This window comes from Pseudomonas sp. YH-1 (genome assembly GCF_051990045.1).
In the GTDB taxonomy this organism is placed as follows: domain Bacteria; phylum Pseudomonadota; class Gammaproteobacteria; order Pseudomonadales; family Pseudomonadaceae; genus Pseudomonas; species Pseudomonas nicosulfuronedens.
The window spans coordinates 4,162,389-4,181,793 of the sequence record NZ_CP178184.1; the positions used below are offsets into that span (position 1 = coordinate 4,162,389).

Below are 19,405 nucleotides of genomic sequence, written 5' to 3' on the forward strand. Positions count from 1 at the left end.
GTGGCCGTCCCATTCAACGCAAGAGAGTTGGCAAGATGGTCACCTGTTACCTGCGCTACGTGCTGGACCCGTACAAGCTCAAGGAATTCGAACACTACGGCCGGCTGTGGATTCCCCTGGTGGAGCGCTTCGGCGGTCAGCACCACGGCTACTTCCTGCCCTCCGAGGGGGCCAGCAACATTGCCCTGGCGATGTTCACGTTCCCCAGCCTGGCCGACTACGAACGCTACCGACAGCAATCCATGGACGATCCCGAATGCCAGGCCGCGTTCCGTTACGCGGAAGAAACCCGCTGCATTCTCAGCTACGAGCGGAGCTTCTTCCGGCCGGTGTTCGGCGACTGATCGCCCGCTTTGATGCAGCGCGCAGGCCCCGTGCCAGCCGGCAAGCTTCTCGGGGCTGGAGTCATCGCGGACACAGTCCGCTTGTATGGCGTTAGGGTAGGCGCGGGCCATCCGTCGGCAGAGGAGCAGCACCGTAGGGCGCATAACGCCGGAGGCGTTATCCGCCATGGCGGCGGATAACCCGTGCCGGGTTATGCGCCCTACGTGAACCGGAGCCAAGGTGGTGGATCAGCGCTGCGCCGTCGCCTCCCCATTCCAGCCGCCGCCGAGGGCGCGGAACAGATCCACCAGGGCGATCTGCCGCTGGGTGCTGGTCTCGATGTAGGCCGACTCGTTGACGAAGTTGCTGCGCTGCGCATCGAGGTAGCGCAGGTGGCTGTCGACGCCGCCTTCGTAGCGCGCCTTGGCCAGCTTCAGCGTCTCGTTGGTGGTGTTGGCCAGGGCACGGCGCGCGGCTTCTTCACGGCGCAGGGTGTCGGTTGCCGCGAGCGCATCGGCCACTTCGCGGAATGCGGTCTGGATGGTGCCTTCGTAGGCGGCCACGGCCGAATCCTTGCGCACCTTGGCGAGGTCGAGGTTGGCGCTGTTGCGGCCGGCATCGAAGATCGGCAGCGACAAGGTCGGCACGAAGCTCCACGAACGCGAGCCGCCGTCGAACAGCCCGGACATTTCCGCGCTGGACGTACCGAAGCTGCCGGTCAGGCTGATGCGTGGGAAGAACGCCGCGCGGGCCGCGCCGATATCGGCATTGCGCGCCTTGAGCACGTGCTCGGCGGCGAGGATGTCCGGGCGCCGCTCGATCAGTTCCGACGGGGTGCCGGGCGCGATGTCCTGGATCAGCATGGGCTTGTCCTGCGGCACCTGCGGAATACGCCTGGCCGCATCGGATGTGCCGAGCAACAGCACCAGGGCATTGAGCGCCTGCTGCTTCTGCCGCGCGTTGCTTTCCAGCTCGGCGCGGGACTGTTCCACCAGCCCGAGCGCTTCCTGATAGTCCAGCGCCGTGGCCGCGCCGGCAGTACGCCTCTGGCCGATCAGGCTGAGCGAATCCTCGCGGCTGGCCAGGGTCTGCTCGGTCAGCTGCAGGCGACGCTGGGCGCCGTCGTAGGTGAGATAGGCCTGGCTGACCTCGGCAATCAGCGCGATGCGTGCGCTGCGGCCGGCTTCCTCGGTGGAGAGGTATTGCTCCAGCGCGGCGTCGGTCAGGCTCTTCACCCGGCCGAACAGGTCCAGCTCGTACTCGGGCAGCGCCAGGCCGACCTGGTAGCTGCTGCTCACCGCCGAACCGCCGCTGTTGGACAGGTCCGCCGGCAGCCGCTGGCGATTGCCGTTGGCCGCCGCATTCAGCCCTGGCACGCGATCGGCGCGCTGGATACGGTACTGCGCGCGGGCCTGCTCGATGTCCAGCAGGGTCTGGCGCAGCGAGCGGTTGTTGTCCAGCGCGACGTTCACCAGCTCACGCAGTTCGCTGTCGACGATGAAAGTCTGCCAGTCCAGGTGGCTCGCCGCGGTGCCGGGCTGGGCGGCGGGGCCGCTCCAGCTCTGCGCCACCGGTGCTTCCGGGCGTTCGTAGGTGGGCGCCATCGAGCAACCCCCCAGGGTCAGCGCCAGCAGCAGGGTGATGGCGGGTTTGTGCAGGGCGGTCATTGCACGACCTCCGACGGTTGATGCGCAGGTTTGGGTTGGCGACGCAGCAGTGACAGCAGCCAGACGAAGCAGATGGGCACGAAGATGACCCCGAGCAGCGTGGCGCTGAGCATCCCGCCGATCACCCCGGTGCCGATGGCGCGCTGGCTGGCGGCGCCGGCTCCGCTGGCGACCACCAGCGGCACTACGCCGAGGATGAAGGCCATGGACGTCATGATGATCGGCCGGAAGCGCAGGCGCGCGGCCTGGATGGCGGCGTCGCGCAGGCTGTGGCCCTGTTCCCAGAGCTCCTTGGCGAACTCGACGATGAGGATCGCGTTCTTCGCCGCCAGGCCGATGATGGTGATCAGGCCGACCTTGAAGTACACATCGTTGGGCAGCCCGGTAACGGTCACCGCGAGCACCGCGCCGAGGGCGCCGATGGGCACGATCAGCATCACCGACAGCGGGATCGCCCAGCTCTCGTAGAGCGCCACCAACAGCAGGAACACCACCAGGATCGCCAGGGCGAACAGCTGGGTGGCCTGGCCGCTGGCGACTTTTTCCTGGTAGGAGAGGCCGGTCCATTCGTAGCCGATGCCGGCTGGCAGTTCGCTCACCAGACGCTGCATTTCGGCCATGGCCTCGCCGGTGCTGACACCGGGGGCGGCGTCGCCGGAGATGCGGATCGACGGGTAGCCGTTGTAGCGCGCCAGCTGCACCGGGCCTTCTTCCCAGCGGGTGCTGACGAAGGCGGACAGCGGCACCAGCTCGTCGGCACTGTTGGGCACGTAGAGCTTGAGCACGGCTTCCGGGGTCATCCGGTCGCCCTGTTCGGCCTGCACCACCACGCGTTGCTGGCGGCCGGCGTTGGCGAAGTCGTTGATCACCGAGGAGCCGAAGGCGGTGGACAGCGCACTGCTGATGGACTCGAAGCTGACGCCCAGGGTGCGCGCCTTTTCGCGGTCGATCTCCAGGCGTAGCTGGGGGGCCTCGGCGAGGCCTTCCATCATGGCGTAGAGGATCTTCGGATTGCCGTTCGCCTCACCGAGCAGTTGGTCGCGGGCCGCCAGCAGCGCCTCGCGGCCGAGGCCGGCACGGTCCTGCAGGCGCAGCGAGAAGCCGCCGGAGTTGCCCAGGCCGTCGATGGGCGGCGGGGTAACGGCCATGATCGCGCCGTCGCTGATGCCGGCGAAGCGCTCGTTGATCGCCGCGGTTTCCGCCTCGGCGGACTGCGATTTATCGCGCACGGACCAGTCCTTCAGGGTCGGGAAGGCCAGTGCGGCGTTCTCGCCCATGCCGGAGAAGCTGAAGCCCATCACCAGGAAGGACGAGGCCACGGCCTCGCGCGACTTGAGGAACTGCTCCAGCTCCTGGCCGGTGACGTCGGCCCGCGCACGGGTGGCGCCCGGCGGTAGCTGGATGTCGACGATCATGTAGCCCTGGTCTTCCACCGGCACGAAGGATTCCGGCAGGCGCAGGTAGCTGTAGCCGAGCAGGGCGACGATGCCGGCGTAGATCAGCATGTAGCGCCCGGCACGCTTGACCAGCGCGGTATTGAGCAGGGTGTAGCGCTCGGTCAGGCGGTTGAAGCCCCGGTTGAAGGCGCCGAAGAAGCCGCGCTTCTCGTGGTGGCCTTCGGGGATCGGCTTGAGCAGGGTCGCGCACAGCGCCGGGGTGAAGGTCAGGGCGAGGAAGCCGGAGAACAGGATCGACACCGCCAGCGACAGGGAGAATTGCTGGTAGATCACCCCCACCGAACCCGCCATGAACGCCAGCGGCATGAACACCGCCGAGAGCACCAGGGTGATGCCGATGATCGCGCCGGACACCTGGCCCATCGCCTTGACGGTGGCGGCAGGCGGGGAGAGGCCTTCCTCGGCCATGATCCGCTCGACGTTCTCCACCACCACGATCGCGTCGTCCACCAGGATGCCGATGGCCAGCACCATGCCGAACATGGTCATCATGTTCACCGAGAAGCCCAGCAGGTACATCGCCGTCAGCGTGCCCAGCAGGCACACCGGCACCACGATGGCCGGGATCAGGGTGTAGCGCACGTTCTGCAGGAACAGGAACATCACCAGGAACACCAGCACCATGGCTTCGAGCAGGGTGTGGATGACCTTCTCGATGGCCACGTCGACGAAGCGCGAGGTGTCGTAGGGCACCGAGTACTCGACGTCGTCGGGGAAGTTCACCGACAGCTCGGCCAGGCGTTCCTTGACCAGCGCGGCGGTCTGCAGGGCGTTGGCGCCCGGCGAGAGCTGGATGGCGCCGGCCACGGTGGGCTTGCCGTCCAGGCGTGCGGTGAAGTTGTAGCTCTCGCTGCCCACCTCCAGGCGCGCCACGTCGGCCAGCTTCACGGTGGAGCCATCCGGATTGGCGCGCAGGACGATACGACCGAACTCTGCCGGATCGTCCAGGGTGCCCTTCACGGCGAGGGTGGCGGTCAGCTCCTGCTCGGTGCTGCCGGGGGAGGCGCCGAAGCTGCCGGCCGGCACCTGCACGTTCTGCCCGCGAATGGCATTGCCCACGTCATCGATGGACAGACCGTAGCCGACCAGCTTCTGCGGGTCGATCCACACGCGCATGGCGGCTTCGGAGGAGAAGAACTGCAGCTTGCCGACGCCTTGTACGCGGCGCAGCTCGTTGTTGATGTTGCGCGCGGCGTAATCGCCCAGGGCGGTGGTGTCGGTGCGCTGGGAGCCTTCCTTGTAGTTCAGCGCGTAGATCAGCAGGAAGCCGGCGCTGGTCTGCTCGACTTCCAGCCCTTGCGTGAGCACGGCCTGGGGCATGCGCGCCTCGGCCTTCTTCAGGCGGTTCTGCACGTCCACCTGGGCCAGTTCCGGGTTGGTGCCGGGCTGGAAGGTGACCACCACTTCGGCCATGCCGTTGGAGTTGCTGGTGGATTCGAAGTAGAGCAGGCCCTTGGCGCCGTTGAGCTCCTCCTCGATCACGCTGGTGACCGAGTCCACCAGCACCTGCGCCGAGGCGCCGGGGTAGGTGGCGGTAACGGTGATCTGCGGCGGCGCCACGCTGGGGTACTGGGCGACCGGTAGCAGCGGAATGGCCAGCAGGCCGGCCAGGGAAATGAACAGCGCCACCACCCACGCGAAGTTGGGGCGCTTGATGAAGAACAGTGACATGGGGAATTCCTCGCGGCGGTCCTCGCCTTATTGGCGCGACGCCTGCTGTTGCTGCTGTTGCTTCTGGGCTTGATCGGCTTGACGGGCTTCGACCTTGGCACCCGGCTGCAGGCCGGTGAGGCCACCGACGATGACCTGGTCGCCGCTGGCCAGGCCCTGGCTGATCTGCCAGCGCGAGCCCTGCATGGCGCCGGTCTGCACCTGGCGGGTCTCGACGCGGCTTTCGGCGCCGATCACCAGCACGTGAGCGGTGCCGTCGGTGGCGCGCTGCACGGCGCGTTGCGGCACCAGAATGGCCTTGGCGTCGGTGCCCTGCGGGGCGGTGACGCGCACATACATGCCTGGCAGCAGCAGACCGTCGGCGTTGTCGAATCTGCCGCGCAACGAGACCTGGCCGGTACCGCGATCCACCGAGATATCGGTGAACAGCAGCTCGCCCTTGCGCTCGTACGGCGTGCCCTCGACGCGCAGGCTCAGGGCCTGGCTCTGGCCGGCGGGGAGGTTGCCGCTCTTCAGCGCTTCACGCAGGCGCAGGGCGTCGGCCACCGGCTGGGTGAAGTCGGCATAGATCGGGTCGAGCTGCTGGATGCGCGCCATCAAGGTGGCGTCGCCCTGGCCAACCAGTGCGCCCTCGGTCACCAGCGCGCGGCCGATGCGCCCGGAGATCGGCGCCTTGACCGAGGCATAGCCCAGGTTCAGGCGCGCGGTTTCCAGGTCCGCCTGGGCGGAGCGTACCGAAGCCTGGGCGCTGCGCAGATCGGCGGTGGCGGTGTCGAAGTCCTGCTGGCTGACTGCTTCGATCTTCACCAGCGGCTCGTAGCGCTTCACCCGCGCCTGGGCTTCCTGCTGCGCCGCCTGGGCACGCGCCAACTCGCCCTCGGCGCGGGACACGGCAGCCTTGAGCGGCGCCGGGTCGATCTGGAACAGCAGGTCGCCGGCCTTGACGTCGGCGCCTTCCTCGAAGCGCTTCTGCACCACGATGCCCGCCACCCGCGCACGTACTTCGGCAACGCGCATCGGCTCGATACGCCCCGGCAACTCCGACGTCAGGGTGAGGGGTTCGGTCGCGACTGCCACCACATCCACTGGGCGCGCCGTTTCGGCGGCCGCCTGGGGTTCACCGGATTGTCCGCAACCGGCCAGCGCCAACGCTGCCACCAACGCACTGATTGTCCCTACTGCACGCAACCTGCCCATGTTTCACCCGGGGTCTGTCTATCTGGAAAGGTGCGTATGATCCTTTCAAACTCTAAATGAGTCAATAATGTCTCATTTGCTTCTGTGGTGTATAAAATGTGTCATGACCTTTCAAAAGAGAGGCCTTTTTCTGCACAATGAGACGATCCGCCACCTGACACGAGGCCCCCGAATGACTCTCTCCGCCCACGATGAACGTCTGCTCAAGGCGCTGGCCGTCGCCATCGTCGACCGCCCTCGGGCGACGCTGAAGGAGCTGGCGGAATCGGCGGGGGTGAGCAAGGCGACGCTGCACCGCTTCTGTGGCACCCGTGACGGGTTGATGGAGATGCTCGAGGACTACGGACATGTGGTGATCCGGCAGATCCTCGAAGCCGCCGAGCTGCAGCGTGCCGAGCCGCTGGAAGCATTGCGCCAGCTGATCGCTGAGCACCTGCGGCACCGTGACATGCTGAACTTCCTGCTGTTCCAGTACCGCGCCGAGAACCTCGACATGCAGGCGACGACCGAGCGCTGGAGCTACTACACCGAAGCAGTGGATGCTTTCTTCCTGCGCGGCCAGCAGAGCGGCAGGTTCCGCATCGACATCACTGCTGCGGTATTCACCGAACTCTTCCTCTCCATGCTCTACGGCATGGTCGACGCCGAGCGCTACGGCCGCGCGGCCAGCTCCAGTTCCGCCCAGGTGCTGGAGCAGTTGTTCCTCAATGGTGCACTGGTAAGACCCCAGGCCTGAGGCAGGCGCGGGACCGGTGGGTGGCCGGGCAGGGCGGTTTTCCGTACCATTGCCGCCCCTTCGCAGTCCCCGTTCCGAGTAGAAAAATGAAACCCGCCCGCTTGCGTGCCGATGTCCTGGCCGGACTCACCACGTCCTTCGCGCTGGTGCCCGAGTGCATCGCCTTTGCCCTGGTCGCCCACCTCAATCCGCTGATGGGCCTCTACGGCGCCTTCATCCTCTGCACCCTGACCGCCCTGTTCGGCGGCCGCCCCGGCATGGTGTCCGGCGCTGCCGGTTCGATGGCGGTGGTGATCGTTGCGCTGGTGGTGCAGCACGGTGTGCAGTACCTGTTGGCCACGGTGCTGCTGGGCGGGGTGGTGATGATGCTGTTCGGCCTGTTGCGCCTCGGCAAGCTGGTACGGATGGTGCCGCACCCGGTGATGCTGGGTTTCGTCAACGGCCTGGCCATTGTCATCGCCATGGCCCAACTCGAACACTTCAAGGACGGCGAGCACTGGCTCAGTGGCAACCCGCTGTACGTGATGGTGGGATTGGTGGCGCTGACCATGGCGGTGGTCTACGGGCTGCCGAAGCTGACCCGTGCGGTGCCGCCGGCGCTGGTGGCGATCCTCGGCGTCGGCCTCGCGGTGTACCTGCTCGGCCTGCCGACGCGCACCCTGGGCGATATGGCACATATCGCTGGCGGCTTGCCGCCGTTCGCGCTGCCGGACATTCCCTGGAACCTGGAAACCCTGCGGATCATCGCGCCCTATGCCTTCCTCATGGCGATGGTCGGCATCCTGGAAACCCTGCTGACGCTCAACCTCACCGACGAGATCACCGAGACCCGTGGATTCCCGGACCGCGAGTGCGTGGCGCTGGGTGGTGCCAACATCGTCTCCGGGCTGTTCGGCGGCATGGGTGGCTGCGCGATGATCGGGCAGACGGTGATCAACCTCAGCTCCGGCGGCCGGGGGCGGCTGTCCGGCGTGGTCGCCGGGGTGATGATCCTGCTCTTTGTGCTGTTCCTCTCGCCGCTGATCGAGCGCATCCCGCTGGCGGCGCTGGTGGGGGTGATGTTCGTGGTGTCGCAGCAGACCTTCGCCTGGGCTTCGCTGCGGGTGCTGAACAAGGTGCCGCTGAGCGATGTGCTGGTGATCATCGCGGTGACCGCCATCACGGTCGCCACCGATCTGGCCACGGCGGTGTTCTGCGGCATCATCCTGGCGGCGCTGGACTTCGCCTGGAAGCATGCTCGCGAACTGTATGCGGACATCCATGACGAAGCTGACGGCAGCAAGCTGTACCGTGTGCATGGCACGCTGTTCTTCGCTTCCACCACGCCGTTTCTCAATCAGTTCGACCCGGCGAACGATCCGCTGCAGGTGACCCTGGACTGCGCGCACCTGAGCTTCGTCGACTACTCGGCCATCGCCGCGCTGATGACCCTGCGCGAGCGCTACAGCAAAGCCGGTAAGCATCTGCGCGTGGTGCATCTGTCCGAGCGTTGCAAGCAGTTGCTCAAGCGGGCGGGGATGCAGCACGCCTGAGCCTCGGCGCCCCCAGCGCAGCGTAGGGCGAATAACCTGGATCAGGTGATCCGCCGGCTGTCATTCGGCGGATAACGCTGGCGCGTCATGTGCCCTACGGAGCTGACTCCGGCGCCTTGACCTGTCGGAGCGATGCCCATCATTTCGTTGGCGGCGCTGACCGCATGGGTATCGCTGCGCTCCACCCATCCTGCTGAGCGTTCAGGCTTTGCCAGACGCCTTCCAGCGAATCGGCGTCCAGCAGCAACTGTCGGGCGGCACAGCGAATGCGTCGGGCCTGTTCTTCGGTGACGTTGCAGGAGCCCAGTTCGCGCAGCAGTTCGGCGGCGACTTCGTTGTTGAAGGAGCTGGTACGTACGGCGCGCAGGATACGGCTGTCGGCGTGTTGCATGAGGTTCTCCCGGGGGAAACGAAAAAGCGGCGCAGCGCCCGGAGGCGCTGCGCCGGTCGATGCCTGAGGCTCAGAATTTCACCTTGATGCCAAGGATGCCTTCGTAGCTGCGGCCTTCACCATCGAAGGACTTCTGATATCCCAGCGATCCGGTGACGCTGGTCCGCTCGTTGAGCTGGTAGTCCACGCCCAGGTTCAGTTCGCCCCGGGTGCCATCCATGTCGGTGCCGAAGGGGATGTAGCCGTTGGCCGAGGAGAACTCGGTCTTGGCCTTGCCCTTGAACTCGTGCCAGACGCTCGGCCGGACCCAGGCGTTGGTGCGGTGGATGCGTCCCTGGTCGTCTTCGCGGAACCAGTCCTTGTCGAGCCGCACGCCGAGCCGGCCGGTGAGGGAGTCGACATCCTCGAAACGCACATCGGATGCGTCGTCGTGGCTGTCATCGAGCTTCAGCTTGCTGACGATCAACTGGGCCTGCGGCTCCAGGTGCAGGGTCTTGTCACGGTTGAGCTTGAACGGATAGCCGGCCTCGAGCGAGGCGGTGACGCCGTGGCCACGGGTTTTCATCGATCCGGCGTCGTTGGCGCGGGCCTGCAGGTCGAAGCGGTTGAATTGCAGCACGCCATCGAGGTACCAGCCTTTGGGGCCGAAGTGTGTCCAGTAGCCACCGATTCCATAGGAGCGCAAGCTGTCGTCGCCGGCGTCCTGGCCATCGGTATGGTCGACGCTGCCCTTGATGCGCCCGGCCTGCAGCGAAAGACCGGCCTGGTCGGTGCTGCCGTCGGTGTCTTCGTTGCGGTAGAGATCGGCGCCGACCTGGAAGGCCTGGATGCGGTAGTCGTAGTCGGCGCCGCTGGACAGGCTGTCCTTGCCTTTCTGGTGGATCAGCCGGCCCCAGCCCAGGGACGGGCCGTAGGTGTCGGTTTCTTCGCTGGGCAGCGGGTCGGTGGCATTGCGCCGCTCCTCGCCAACGCGTTCATGCAGGGTATCGACCAGGGCGCGGCTGTAGTTCAGCGCCATGGCGGGGAGCGCGCTGTACAGCGAGGTTTCGGCCCGGTAGTTGGGGACCTGCGGCGTCGGTGCCGGAGCGGTCGGCGTGACAGGGGCGAGAGGAGCGACCGGATTGCTCGGGTCGACAGGCGCGACGGGACCAACCGGATCAACCGGGCGGCCGGGATCGACAGGATCGACAGGGCTGACCGGATTCACCGGAGTCGCGTCCTTCGTCGAACGCAGGTACCAGGCCTCGCCGTTGCTGTCATCGAGGCTCGAGCGGTGCAGGGTGTACTCGTACGGACCGGCCTTGACCCGGTTGAGCAGCCGGAAGACGTCGGCCTCAGTGGTGCCGCCATTCACCGCGTCCACAACCTTGATGCCGTTACCCTCGGTCAGCGCTCCGGGGCCGCCGGCATTCTTGATTCGCAGATTGCTGTCGCCAGTGGCCTTGCCGCCGTCGATCACCAGTTGATCGGAAGGCGAGTCGTCCTTGTAGAGGTAGGTATTCAGCGCGAGGGTGCCGTTGTCGCCGTGGTAGTCATTGACGCTCAGCCGCTTGTAGCCGCCCTCGACACTGAAGTCGATCAGGCTGGCGTCGTTGCGCAGCACGCTCAGGTTCGAATCACCGGTGAGTTGCCAGAGGCTGGTGTCGCGAAGGGTGACGTCCGAGTGGCTGCCGGCGGCGGTCTTCGCCGTGCCGCTGACCAGCGAGGTCGAGAGGTCGAGGCGAGCGTTGCCAACGGCATCTTCGCTACGGCCGAGGCCTTGCCACTGGCCGGTACCCATGTCGGGGCTGGCGCTGCCGTCACTGGCCACGGAACGGTCGACGTTCAGCCATTGGCCGCTGCCCCCGGCCAGGCTGTGGCTGAGGGCGATGTCGGCGACGCCGGCCGTGGCAAGGGTGGCTCCATCGCGGTTGGAGAGGGTGGCGTGGTCCATGCTCACCTGGCCCGGAAGCGTTTCGGTTCCCTGCACATAGAGCGCTGCGGATTGCGCACCCTGTGCCGCCACCACGACGGATTCGGCATCGACGCTGCCACCCTGGCGCGCCACCACGCCATGGCCGAAGTCGCCCTGGGTATTCACGCTAACGCCATCCAGGCGGGCGGTGGCGGTGTTGTTGGCGAACACGCCCACAGCCTGTTCGCCCTGGGTGCTGACGGTGCTGTTGGTCGCGCTCAGTGCGCCGCCGGATTCGGCGCGCAGGCCGTGTGAGGCGATGCCCTGAGTGGCGATACTGCTGTCGCTCAGGTCCAGTGTGGCGGTTTCGTCCTTGTACTGGCGGCTGACCAGGGCGCCGGCGGCGTGGTCGCCTGTGGTCTGTACGGTGACGTGGCTGGCGGAGAGTCCGACGGCACCCGGCTTGGCCGAGCCGATGCCGGCGTAGAGGCCGACCGAGTATTCACCCTCGGTCTTCACACTGAGGTTGCCCAGGATCATGCTGCCGCCGTCGTCCACGGCGGCGCCGTAGGCCTGGGAGCCTTGCGTCAGCACGCTGGTGCCGTCGGCTACCAGCAGGGCGCCGGGATTGCGCGCTGCCAGGCCGTGGGGAAAGGTGAGGTTGCCCGCAGTTGGCGAGCCGTTGCCGGTGGTGGTGACCGAGCCGCCATGAACGATCACCGTGGCGCCGAGGTCGGCGACTATGCCCATGGCGTTGTCGTTGCCGTGGGTGGTGACGGTCAGGTTGCTGGCAGTGAGGGTCGAGCCCGGTACGGTGGTGGCAGCACTGCCGGCGGCCAGTGCGGTGGAGTAGTTGCCATGGGTGGTGATGCTGCCGTTGGCCAGGTTCGCGTCGGCGCCATCGCGAACCTGCACGCCGTAGCTGGTCTTGGGCGTGGTAAGCACGTCGCTGCCGGTCATCTGCAGGCTGGAGCCGGTGCCTTCCACCAGCACGCCGGGCGACCAGGGGCCGACGGCGCCGACGGGAGCGTCGACGGCAATGCTGCTGGCATCGACCGTGGCGCTGGCCCCGCCAGTGATGTTGAGACCGATGGAGCGGTTGCCGTCGACGCTGACCGTGGAGTGACTGAGGAGGCCACTGGAGCCGGCGCCTTCGAGGGACACGCCGTGTCCGTAAGTCAGGCCGTGCACCTGCAGTGTGGCGTGGTCCAGCGCCACGCTGCCTCCGCCCATGGCGCGCGCGCCGGCGGCTGGGCTGGCGACACTACCGGTGCCGCTCACACTGGCGCTGGAGTGGTTCAGGGAAACATGGCTGCCGTTGCCTTCGGCGCGAGCGCCGCCGACATTGGTGCCGGTTACGGCGAGGGCGGAATTGGAAAGCTCGATCTGGCTGCCGGACAAGGCATGCAGGGCAGCCGTCGTGGTTGTGCTGGTGGCGCTGCCGCTGGCGCTGATGTCGGCCGCGTCCAGCTTGATTCGTGCGCCGTCCTCGCTACGCGCAGCGCTGGCGCTGCCGGCGGCGATGTCGAGGGTCAGCCCTCGGGCATCGATGAGGGTGCCGCTGCCGCCGGCCAGCAGGCCGTGGCTGAGGCTCAGGAGCTTTTCGCCATCCACCGGGCTGGCGGCGGAGACCGCCGCACCGCTGGTGTGAACACGAGTGTCGCCGGTCAGGCTCACCTGCGCGCCGTTGCGAGCCCAGACACCGACCGAGCCCTTGCCGGAGGTCGTGATGGTGCCGCCGTCGATGTCGACGGTCGCATCGTCGACCAGCACGCCATGGCCGTTGCCGCCGGCGGTGGTCACGGCACTGTTGGTCAGTGTCGTCGAGGAGTCGCTGTCGATACGCAGGCCGTAGGCCGAGCCGCCGTTGGTATCCACGCGGATGCCGTCGGCGGACAGCGAGCTGCCGCCACTCACCTGTACACCATGGGCACCACCGGTGGTGGTACTGCGGGCGCCGGAGGTGGTGATGGCGACGTTGTCCAGTCGGGCCTGGGCGGCGTTCTCCAGCGCAATGCCGGTCGCTCCCCAGGACGTTGTGCTGACGGAACCGCCGTGCATGTCCAGTTGACCCTGGCTGACGAGGCCGCGGTTGTTGTTGCCCTTGGCGCCGCCACCGACCAGGACCTGGGTGTCGGTCAGGTGTGCCGCGCCGTTGGCGTCCACCCGCAAGCCGGTGAGGTCGTTGGTCGTGATGGCGACGCTGGCGGCAGTTTTCGGGTCGAGGACGATGCTGCTGCCGCTGAGCGTCAGGGTGTCGCCTGAGGAGATTCGTGCGCCGGTCTGGCCTTTGGCCGTCGCTGCGGTAACGGCGCTGGTCTCGATGCGGCCCTGGTTGAAGCTGACATTGCCGCTGGTCTTGATGCCGAAGCTGTCACTGGCGCTCAGTTTCACAGTGGTTTCGGCCAGGGAACCGGTGATGACGCCAACGCCACCGGCCAGCGTCACATTGATCGGTGGCGGTGCGCCGAGCAGGGCGCGACTGGCGTAGACCGTCGGTGCCTCGCGGGCGGCCTCCAGGGCGAGGTCGAGGTAGGACGGCAACGCGGGCTCGATGACTACGCCGGCCTCGGAGGGCTGGTTGAGGTCGTCGGTGTCGGCCTCGGTGACGCTGTCCTCGGCTTCGGCTTCGATCACCCGTAGGCTGAACAGACTGGCGAGGACGAGGCTGATAGCCTGGGCCAGACGGGATCGGCGCAGCTGCGCCAGGGCAGAATCGGTCGTGACGGTCGATGGGTAGCGGGGGGTGGATTTCATGGTGCAACTCCATAGCGGGACTATGGAGCGAGCATCGGGTCAGCGTCGGGGCGCTCCCATCGTGGGCGCCTGATTGCTCTGTAGTGGTTGCACTAGAAGCGGGCGTTTCCCTTGGGGAGCTTGAGTTGGATCAAGGCGGCGATGTCCGATTCGGCATCGCCATCCAGCAGCAGTTCGCCATGCAGCAGGCGACTAAGGCGGTGTGCCAGATGAATTCGCGCCTGGTCGGCCATCCCCGTCAGTGGTAGCTGTAGGGGGGTGCCATGGTTGCTGCGGATAGTCAGTCGCCACTCGACTTCGGCACCGGGCAGGGAGGTGCCGTGGGCGCTGACTTTGAGGTCTTGCAGGCCTGCCTTGTGCAACGCGCGCAGTAGCACTGCCAGCAGGCGCTGGTAGCGCCCCCGGTCGATCCAGGCCCACAGGGCTTCCGTGTCGGGCTCGAATGGCTGCTGCGGCTCGCTGGCTTGCAGGGCGTCCTGGGTCAGGCGGTTGAGTTCCTCCGGGCGAGGCATCATCAACGGGGTGCCCCGGTCGAGTTCGATCAGCTCCATCAGTACTTCGAGCTTGTCGCGCATTTTCTCCAGGTGCTGGGGCACCTCTCCCAGTTTGGGGTCGTTGGCATGATCCATTCGGAGTGCGCCGACCAGATCGGCGACAGCGTTCAGCTCCTGCAGCAGGTCACGGCCTGAAGAAAGGAGGAACGCCGCCCGGCTGACGAACAGCGACTCCAGGTAGATCCTGGCCTCCTGCAGGCGCTCCACCAGTTGTTCACTTTCGGTGACGTTCACGTAGTAGCAGAGCACACCGAGCATTGAGCCGGAGTCCTCGCGTATCGGCACTCCGATCAGCCGATAGGTTCGCGCTTCTCCTTCGATCTCACCGGAAACCACCAGGGAAAATGGCACGCCTAGGGCTGCGCCTTCGAGAAATTCGCGCTGGTACCGGGCCAGCTGCTTCGGGTCGACGATGGCCACCTGGGAAATCGACAAGCCGATCAGCGCGGCCTTGCTCCGGCCGTGCTGCTCAGCGTAGGACTGGTTGCAGGTCAGCAGTACGCCATCGATGCTCCACAGGCTGGCGGCATTGGGCAGCAGGCCGAGCAGTTGCTCGATGCCCTCCACCTTGCTCATTCCGTGCAGGGGGCGTTGGGCGAGCTGGAGGACCTGCTGGTCGCTCAGCAGGCCACGGACCTGTGCAGTGGCAATCAGGTCGATCAGTGAGTCGGTGTGGGTCTTCTCCAGCAGGCGGGTCTTGTAGGTGCTCACCGTGCGGTCGCTGATCGCCAGTTCGTCGGCAATGTCCTTGATCCGGTAACCCTGGGCCAGGTACTGCAGCACGGTCAGTTCGCGCGGTGTGATGACTTCCCCCGGAGCAAGATCGGCGGCTGAAGCACTGCTCTGGCGTGCCGGAAAGACCTTGCGACCGCTGAGCACCAGCTTCACCGCGTCGTCCAGTTCAGCGGGCTGGTCGCCCTTGTGCACATAGCCACTCGCACCGGCCTGCTGGCTGAGTTCGTGGTAGTGCGCGCCTGAACGCTGGGTGAACACCAGTGCCTTCTGCCGCGTCTTGCCGCTGCGCAGGCGTTGCAGCAGCTCCAGGCCGCCCAGGCGTGGCAGGTCCAGATCGAGCAGCAACAGATCCGGGTGCAGACGTTGCACCAGGGCCAGGGCCTCGCGGCCGTCACCGGTTTCGCCGACGACTTCGTGGCCGGCTTGCGTCAGGCGCTGGCGTAATGCCTCGCGGACGAAGGGCTGTGGGTCGGCGACGACGATGCGGCTCATCCGTGGCTTCCTGCGGGTCGTTTCTCGCAGAGAAGGGTAGCCCAGCTCAGCGACTGCACAGGAGCGGGGCGAACAGAAGGGCGGCGAGGTACAGGCCAAGGCCGAACACCAGGTGCGTGAGCAAACTGTGCAGGCGAGTCTTTGCAGGGTTGGCGCTGTTCGCGGCGGCGATACCCAGGCCGAACGCCGGTTGCATGACGAAGAAGGGAAGCACCACGGTGGCCAGGCCGAACAACAGGGCGGGCGCCAGCGTAGGGTGGCAACGCCAAGGGGCATCGACGGCGACCAGTGCCAGGGCGAACAGCAGGCCGGTCAGGTAGTGGGCGAGCCAGCCCAGCGCGCGCTCGCCGGCGACAGGGGCTGCCTTGCCGATGGGTGCATGACGAAACTGCCCGCGCGGCATGTGGCCGATCCAGCGCCCGAGCAGGGCGTAATCCAGTGAGGGAACGCCGAGCAGGTGCTTGCGCAGGACGGTCCAGCCATCCATCAGCAGGGTGGCGCCAATGCCGATGCCGGCGATGTGCAGCAGAAGCGTGAGGGAGTGGGGCATGGCTGTTTCCTTCGGGTAAGTCGATGGAAGCAGCATCCCGGTTCAAGTGGACTTGAGGTCAAGCACCCCGTGCCTGCCGTTCGCTCAACGCGGAGCCGAGCACATAGAACACCCCGCCGCCGATGATGAACGCGCCGAGCATGACGAATACCCAGTGCGGCGCGAACAGTGCCAGGAAACAGCCCACCAGGATCGGCCCGAAGGCACCGCCGAGATTGGCCAGGTTCTGCGTGCCGTAGTACACGCCGCGCAGGTGCGGCGGCGCGATGCGGTCGATGAACATGTACTCGGCGGGGATCACGATGATTTCGCCCAGGGTGAACACCACCATCGCCAGCCCCCAGTGCCAGAGGCTGTGGGACAGGCCGAAACCGACGATGCCGAGCACGAACAGTCCCAGGCCGACGATCAGCCAGCGCTGCAGGTGCTCATTGCCGATGCGCTTGCCCAGCAGGTACTGCAGGGCGATCACGGTCACGGCGTTGACCCCCAGCAGGGTCTGGATCACCTGGTAGGCGTACTCCGCGGTGCCGGTGGCCACCAGGTACTGCGACAGGTAGGCGGAGAACTGGCCGAACACCACGGCGGTGAGCACGCCACCGAGGGTGAAGTACATCAGCCGATGGTCCTTCGCCAGCACGCCGATCACGGCGATGAACGACGGTGGCGCAACACCTTCCGCCGGGCGCATGCCCCGGTCCCCGTAACGCAGGAAGGCCAGCAGGAACAGGCCACCCAGCACTGCGGATACCACAAAGGGCACGTGGGCGTGCCACTGCGCCAGGGCTGCGCCGATGAAGGGACCAATGGCATAGGCGAGGTTGATCAGGGTGTAGCGGATGGAGAAGGCGCGGCCCTGTTCGCCGGCCGGCAGCAGGCGTCCGAAGATGGTCTTCACCACCACGTCGGTGACCGAATAGGCGAAGTTGAAACCCAGCAGGAACAGGAAGAACAGCCACAGCTGGGTGGTCAGCAGCATGCCGGCGAAGGCGGCGACGAAGCAGGTGCCGAAGCCGAGGATCAGTCGGAAGCCGGGCATCCGGTCGATCAGGAAGCCGCCATAGAGGCTGAGCAGCGAACCGCCGAACAGGGCGCCGCCCATGATCAGGCCGATGCGGCTGACGGGCAGGTCGAACTGGGTCGAGAGGTAGATCACCAGGTAGGGCAGGGTAATGGCGCGGCCCAGGGTGAGCAGGAAGGTACCGCAGAGCAGCAGGTTGACCTGTAGCGGGTAACGCTTGAGCGCGGCGAGCATTCCTTGCCTCGGCTGTCGATGGGAGCGGGTAGGCTCCCGATCCTATCAGCACCAGCTTGGTGCATGGCAAGCGCCGGAGGCTCTGGTGAGCCTCCAGCGTGCCCGCTGGGTCAGCTGCTGCCGTGCTTGCCCTGCGCCTTCAGTTCGGCGACGGTCTTGCCGCCTACACCCCAGGCGTCGGTGGCGATTTCCTGGATCACCACATAGGTGGTCGACGGCGGCTTGCGCAGTACGCGCTCCAGCAGTTCGGTGACGCCTTCGATGAGCTGGCGGCGCTCGTCGGCGGTCACGCCTTCGTCGGTGACCTGGATATTTACGTAGGGCATGGCGGTTCTCCGTTGTTGTTGTAAAGGTTGGCTTACCAGACGCCGGTGGTGGAGCCACCGTCGACGTTGAGGATGGTTCCGCTGACGAAGGTCGAGTCGGTCAGGTAGAGCACCGCGTCGACGATATCCTGCGGGTTGCCAATCTTGCCACTGGGCGAGAGGCCGCGCAGGAAGGCGCGGGTACCTTCGTCGTCGGGATGCAACGGGGTTTCGATGATCCCCGGCGCCACGGCGTTGACCTGTACGTGGGACGCCGCCAGCTCCAGGGCCAGGCCACGCACCGCGCTATTCAGGCCGCCCTTGATCAGCACCGGCAGCAGCGCCGGGACTTTTACGTTGGGTTGCATGGCGATGGAGGCGGTAATGCTGATGATGTGTCCCGAGCGGTTGGCTGCCATGTGCTGCGCGGCGGCCTGGGAGGGGTAGAAGAAACCCTTGAGGTTGGTGTCGACGATGGTGTCGAGCTCTTCCTCGGTGTAATCGCCCACCGGCTTGGTGATGAAGATACCGGCATTGTTGATCAGGATGTCCACCTGGCCGAAAGCCTCGATGGCCTGGGCGAACAGGCGCCGGGCGGTGTCCGGCTTGGCGATGTCGCCGGCCACGCCGAGGAAGTTGTGCGGGTTGCCCAGCCGGGCGGCGGCTTCCTCCAGGCGGGCCTGGGTGCGGGCGTTGCCGACCACGTTGTAGCCGCGTTCCAGGTACGCGCTGGCGATGGCGAAGCCGAGGCCGCTGGAGGCGCCGGTGACGATGACGGTCTTGCTCATGGTGATTGCTCCGATAGTGGGGCGGGGCGGTGTGCCCGCGTCTTGGAAGCCAATCTAGGTTGCAATCAATGATTGAAAAATAAGGCTGATGGCATTTGAATTGATACCTCATGTAAATAATCGAGCTGCGCCATGCCCCGCCATTTCGACGACCTGCAACTGGGCAGCATCGAGCTGTTCTGCCTCGCTGCGGAGACTGGCAGCTTCACTGCCGCCGCCAACGAGGCGGGCATCACCCCGGCTGCGGTAAGCCGATCGGTGGCGCGACTGGAAGAGCGCCTGGGCGTTCGCCTGTTCGTTCGCACGACGCGGCAGATGCGCCTGACCGATGACGGCCGCAGTTATTTCGAGCAATGCCGCCAGGCGCTGACCCAACTGGTGGATGCCGAGCGCGCAGTCAGCGGCGGCCAGAGCATCGCCTCCGGGCGCCTGCGCATCAGCGTGCCCACACCCTACGCGCATTACCGGTTGTTTCCCCGGCTGCCGGAATTCCGTCGACGCTATCCGCAAGTGCAGGTGGAGGTGCACGTCAGCAACCGCAACATCGACTTCGCCAACGAAGGGTACGACCTGGCGATCCGTGGCCGCGACCCGGCGGACTCCAGCCTGGTGGCGCGGCGCCTGGAGGAAGCGGAGAACGTGGTGGTCGCCACGCCCGAGTACCTGGCGCGAGCCGGCATGCCGCAGACGCCGGACGATCTCGCCGGGCACGAATGCATCCAGTTCGAACTGCCCAGCACCGGGCGACGTGTGCCCTGGTCCTTCCGGGTCAACGGCAAGCGGGTGGAGATCGAGACGGCCGGCAGCCTCACGGTGCTGGAGGATTACCTGGCCACCGCGACCCTGGCGAAGTGCGGTGGCGGCCTGATGCAGGCGTATCGCTTCACCGTGCAGGAAGAACTGGAGCGGGGCGAGTTGGTGGAAGTGCTGAAGGACTACGGGCAGACGACGCGGCCCTTCCTGTTGATCTATCCCCACGCACGCCATGTGCCGTCACGGGTGCGGGCCTTCATCGAGTTCATGCTGGAGAAGCGCAACGATGATAAGCCCCTGTAGGAGCGGGCGCTGGAGCGGCACTGCGTGTTTTGAGAAATAAGATA

The 19,405-nt window shown here is 66.3% G+C and carries 14 protein-coding genes; 4 read left to right on the forward strand and 10 right to left on the reverse strand.

What is annotated here, in order from left to right; genetic code table 11:
• The first annotated feature begins 35 nt into the window (after positions 1-35).
• On the forward strand, positions 36-344 hold the full coding sequence (locus tag ACKI1H_RS19120) for an NIPSNAP family protein (protein ID WP_138525481.1): 309 nt from the start codon (positions 36-38) through the stop codon (positions 342-344).
• A 228-nt stretch (positions 345-572) separates the two neighbouring features.
• On the opposite strand, the gene ACKI1H_RS19125 is transcribed toward ACKI1H_RS19120, so the two are convergent.
• From ACKI1H_RS19125 to ACKI1H_RS19135, 3 genes are read right to left on the reverse strand one after another with little or no spacing between them, the layout of a single operon-like run.
• On the reverse strand, positions 573-1,991 hold the full coding sequence (locus ACKI1H_RS19125; protein ID WP_440465948.1) for an efflux transporter outer membrane subunit: 1,419 nt from the start codon (positions 1,989-1,991) through the stop codon (positions 573-575).
• Positions 1,988-5,119 (reverse strand): multidrug efflux RND transporter permease subunit, encoded by a 3,132-nt coding sequence (locus tag ACKI1H_RS19130; protein ID WP_440465949.1) that lies wholly within the window; start codon positions 5,117-5,119, stop codon positions 1,988-1,990. The genes ACKI1H_RS19125 and ACKI1H_RS19130 overlap by 4 nt, the downstream gene beginning before the upstream one ends.
• 27 nt (positions 5,120-5,146) lie before the next feature.
• Complete coding sequence (locus tag ACKI1H_RS19135) at positions 5,147-6,316, reverse strand: MexC family multidrug efflux RND transporter periplasmic adaptor subunit (RefSeq protein WP_440465950.1); 1,170 nt, start codon at positions 6,314-6,316, stop codon at positions 5,147-5,149.
• A gap of 172 nt (positions 6,317-6,488) precedes the next feature.
• Between ACKI1H_RS19135 and ACKI1H_RS19140 the strand changes: the two genes are divergently transcribed.
• Together ACKI1H_RS19140 and ACKI1H_RS19145 are read left to right on the forward strand one after the other, a co-directional pair.
• Complete coding sequence (locus ACKI1H_RS19140; RefSeq protein WP_440465951.1) at positions 6,489-7,052, forward strand: TetR/AcrR family transcriptional regulator; 564 nt, start codon at positions 6,489-6,491, stop codon at positions 7,050-7,052.
• Between the two features lie 86 nt (positions 7,053-7,138).
• A complete protein-coding gene (locus tag ACKI1H_RS19145; RefSeq protein WP_138526417.1) occupies positions 7,139-8,584 on the forward strand; it encodes a SulP family inorganic anion transporter in 1,446 nt (481 codons plus the stop codon).
• Positions 8,585-8,723: 139 nt separating this feature from the next.
• Here ACKI1H_RS19145 and ACKI1H_RS19150 read toward each other — a convergent pair whose 3' ends face one another.
• The 7 genes from ACKI1H_RS19150 to ACKI1H_RS19180 all read right to left on the reverse strand — a co-directional run bounded on the left by ACKI1H_RS19150 (position 8,724) and on the right by ACKI1H_RS19180 (position 18,305).
• Positions 8,724-8,975, reverse strand: coding sequence for a hypothetical protein (locus ACKI1H_RS19150; protein WP_138526418.1), 252 nt, complete (start codon positions 8,973-8,975; stop codon positions 8,724-8,726).
• Positions 8,976-9,045: 70 nt separating this feature from the next.
• Positions 9,046-13,626, reverse strand: a complete 4,581-nt coding sequence (locus ACKI1H_RS19155) for an autotransporter outer membrane beta-barrel domain-containing protein (RefSeq protein ID WP_440465952.1) — start codon at positions 13,624-13,626, stop codon at positions 9,046-9,048.
• A gap of 92 nt (positions 13,627-13,718) precedes the next feature.
• Positions 13,719-15,407 carry a response regulator gene (locus tag ACKI1H_RS19160; protein WP_440465953.1) on the reverse strand — a complete coding sequence of 563 codons (1,689 nt, stop codon included), beginning with the start codon at positions 15,405-15,407 and terminating at the stop codon, positions 13,719-13,721.
• Between the two features lie 46 nt (positions 15,408-15,453).
• A complete protein-coding gene (locus tag ACKI1H_RS19165) occupies positions 15,454-15,957 on the reverse strand; it encodes a DUF2938 domain-containing protein (protein ID WP_440465954.1) in 504 nt (167 codons plus the stop codon).
• A gap of 58 nt (positions 15,958-16,015) precedes the next feature.
• Positions 16,016-17,212 (reverse strand): MFS transporter, encoded by a 1,197-nt coding sequence (locus ACKI1H_RS19170; RefSeq protein WP_440465955.1) that lies wholly within the window; start codon positions 17,210-17,212, stop codon positions 16,016-16,018.
• Positions 17,213-17,322: 110 nt separating this feature from the next.
• Positions 17,323-17,538, reverse strand: coding sequence for a tautomerase family protein (locus ACKI1H_RS19175; protein WP_138216719.1), 216 nt, complete (start codon positions 17,536-17,538; stop codon positions 17,323-17,325).
• 32 nt (positions 17,539-17,570) lie between these two features.
• Positions 17,571-18,305 (reverse strand): SDR family NAD(P)-dependent oxidoreductase, encoded by a 735-nt coding sequence (locus ACKI1H_RS19180; RefSeq protein WP_440465956.1) that lies wholly within the window; start codon positions 18,303-18,305, stop codon positions 17,571-17,573.
• Between the two features lie 132 nt (positions 18,306-18,437).
• On the opposite strand from ACKI1H_RS19180, the gene ACKI1H_RS19185 reads away from it, so the two are divergent.
• Positions 18,438-19,361, forward strand: a complete 924-nt coding sequence (locus tag ACKI1H_RS19185; RefSeq protein WP_440465957.1) for a LysR family transcriptional regulator — start codon at positions 18,438-18,440, stop codon at positions 19,359-19,361.
• Positions 19,362-19,405 lie beyond the last annotated feature (44 nt).

What these genes read in the sequence shown, in the direction of transcription:
- ACKI1H_RS19120 (WP_138525481.1), top strand. Translation starts at nt 36, where the DNA reads ATGGTCACCTGTTACCTGCGCTACGTGCTGGACCCGTACAAGCTCAAG.
- ACKI1H_RS19125 (WP_440465948.1), bottom strand. Translation starts at nt 1,991, where the DNA reads ATGACCGCCCTGCACAAACCCGCCATCACCCTGCTGCTGGCGCTGACC.
- ACKI1H_RS19130 (WP_440465949.1), bottom strand. Translation starts at nt 5,119, where the DNA reads ATGTCACTGTTCTTCATCAAGCGCCCCAACTTCGCGTGGGTGGTGGCG.
- ACKI1H_RS19135 (WP_440465950.1), bottom strand. Translation starts at nt 6,316, where the DNA reads ATGGGCAGGTTGCGTGCAGTAGGGACAATCAGTGCGTTGGTGGCAGCG.
- ACKI1H_RS19140 (WP_440465951.1), top strand. Translation starts at nt 6,489, where the DNA reads ATGACTCTCTCCGCCCACGATGAACGTCTGCTCAAGGCGCTGGCCGTC.
- ACKI1H_RS19145 (WP_138526417.1), top strand. Translation starts at nt 7,139, where the DNA reads ATGAAACCCGCCCGCTTGCGTGCCGATGTCCTGGCCGGACTCACCACG.
- ACKI1H_RS19150 (WP_138526418.1), bottom strand. Translation starts at nt 8,975, where the DNA reads ATGCAACACGCCGACAGCCGTATCCTGCGCGCCGTACGTACCAGCTCC.
- ACKI1H_RS19155 (WP_440465952.1), bottom strand. Translation starts at nt 13,626, where the DNA reads ATGAAATCCACCCCCCGCTACCCATCGACCGTCACGACCGATTCTGCC.
- ACKI1H_RS19160 (WP_440465953.1), bottom strand. Translation starts at nt 15,407, where the DNA reads ATGAGCCGCATCGTCGTCGCCGACCCACAGCCCTTCGTCCGCGAGGCA.
- ACKI1H_RS19165 (WP_440465954.1), bottom strand. Translation starts at nt 15,957, where the DNA reads ATGCCCCACTCCCTCACGCTTCTGCTGCACATCGCCGGCATCGGCATT.
- ACKI1H_RS19170 (WP_440465955.1), bottom strand. Translation starts at nt 17,212, where the DNA reads ATGCTCGCCGCGCTCAAGCGTTACCCGCTACAGGTCAACCTGCTGCTC.
- ACKI1H_RS19175 (WP_138216719.1), bottom strand. Translation starts at nt 17,538, where the DNA reads ATGCCCTACGTAAATATCCAGGTCACCGACGAAGGCGTGACCGCCGAC.
- ACKI1H_RS19180 (WP_440465956.1), bottom strand. Translation starts at nt 18,305, where the DNA reads ATGAGCAAGACCGTCATCGTCACCGGCGCCTCCAGCGGCCTCGGCTTC.
- ACKI1H_RS19185 (WP_440465957.1), top strand. Translation starts at nt 18,438, where the DNA reads ATGCCCCGCCATTTCGACGACCTGCAACTGGGCAGCATCGAGCTGTTC.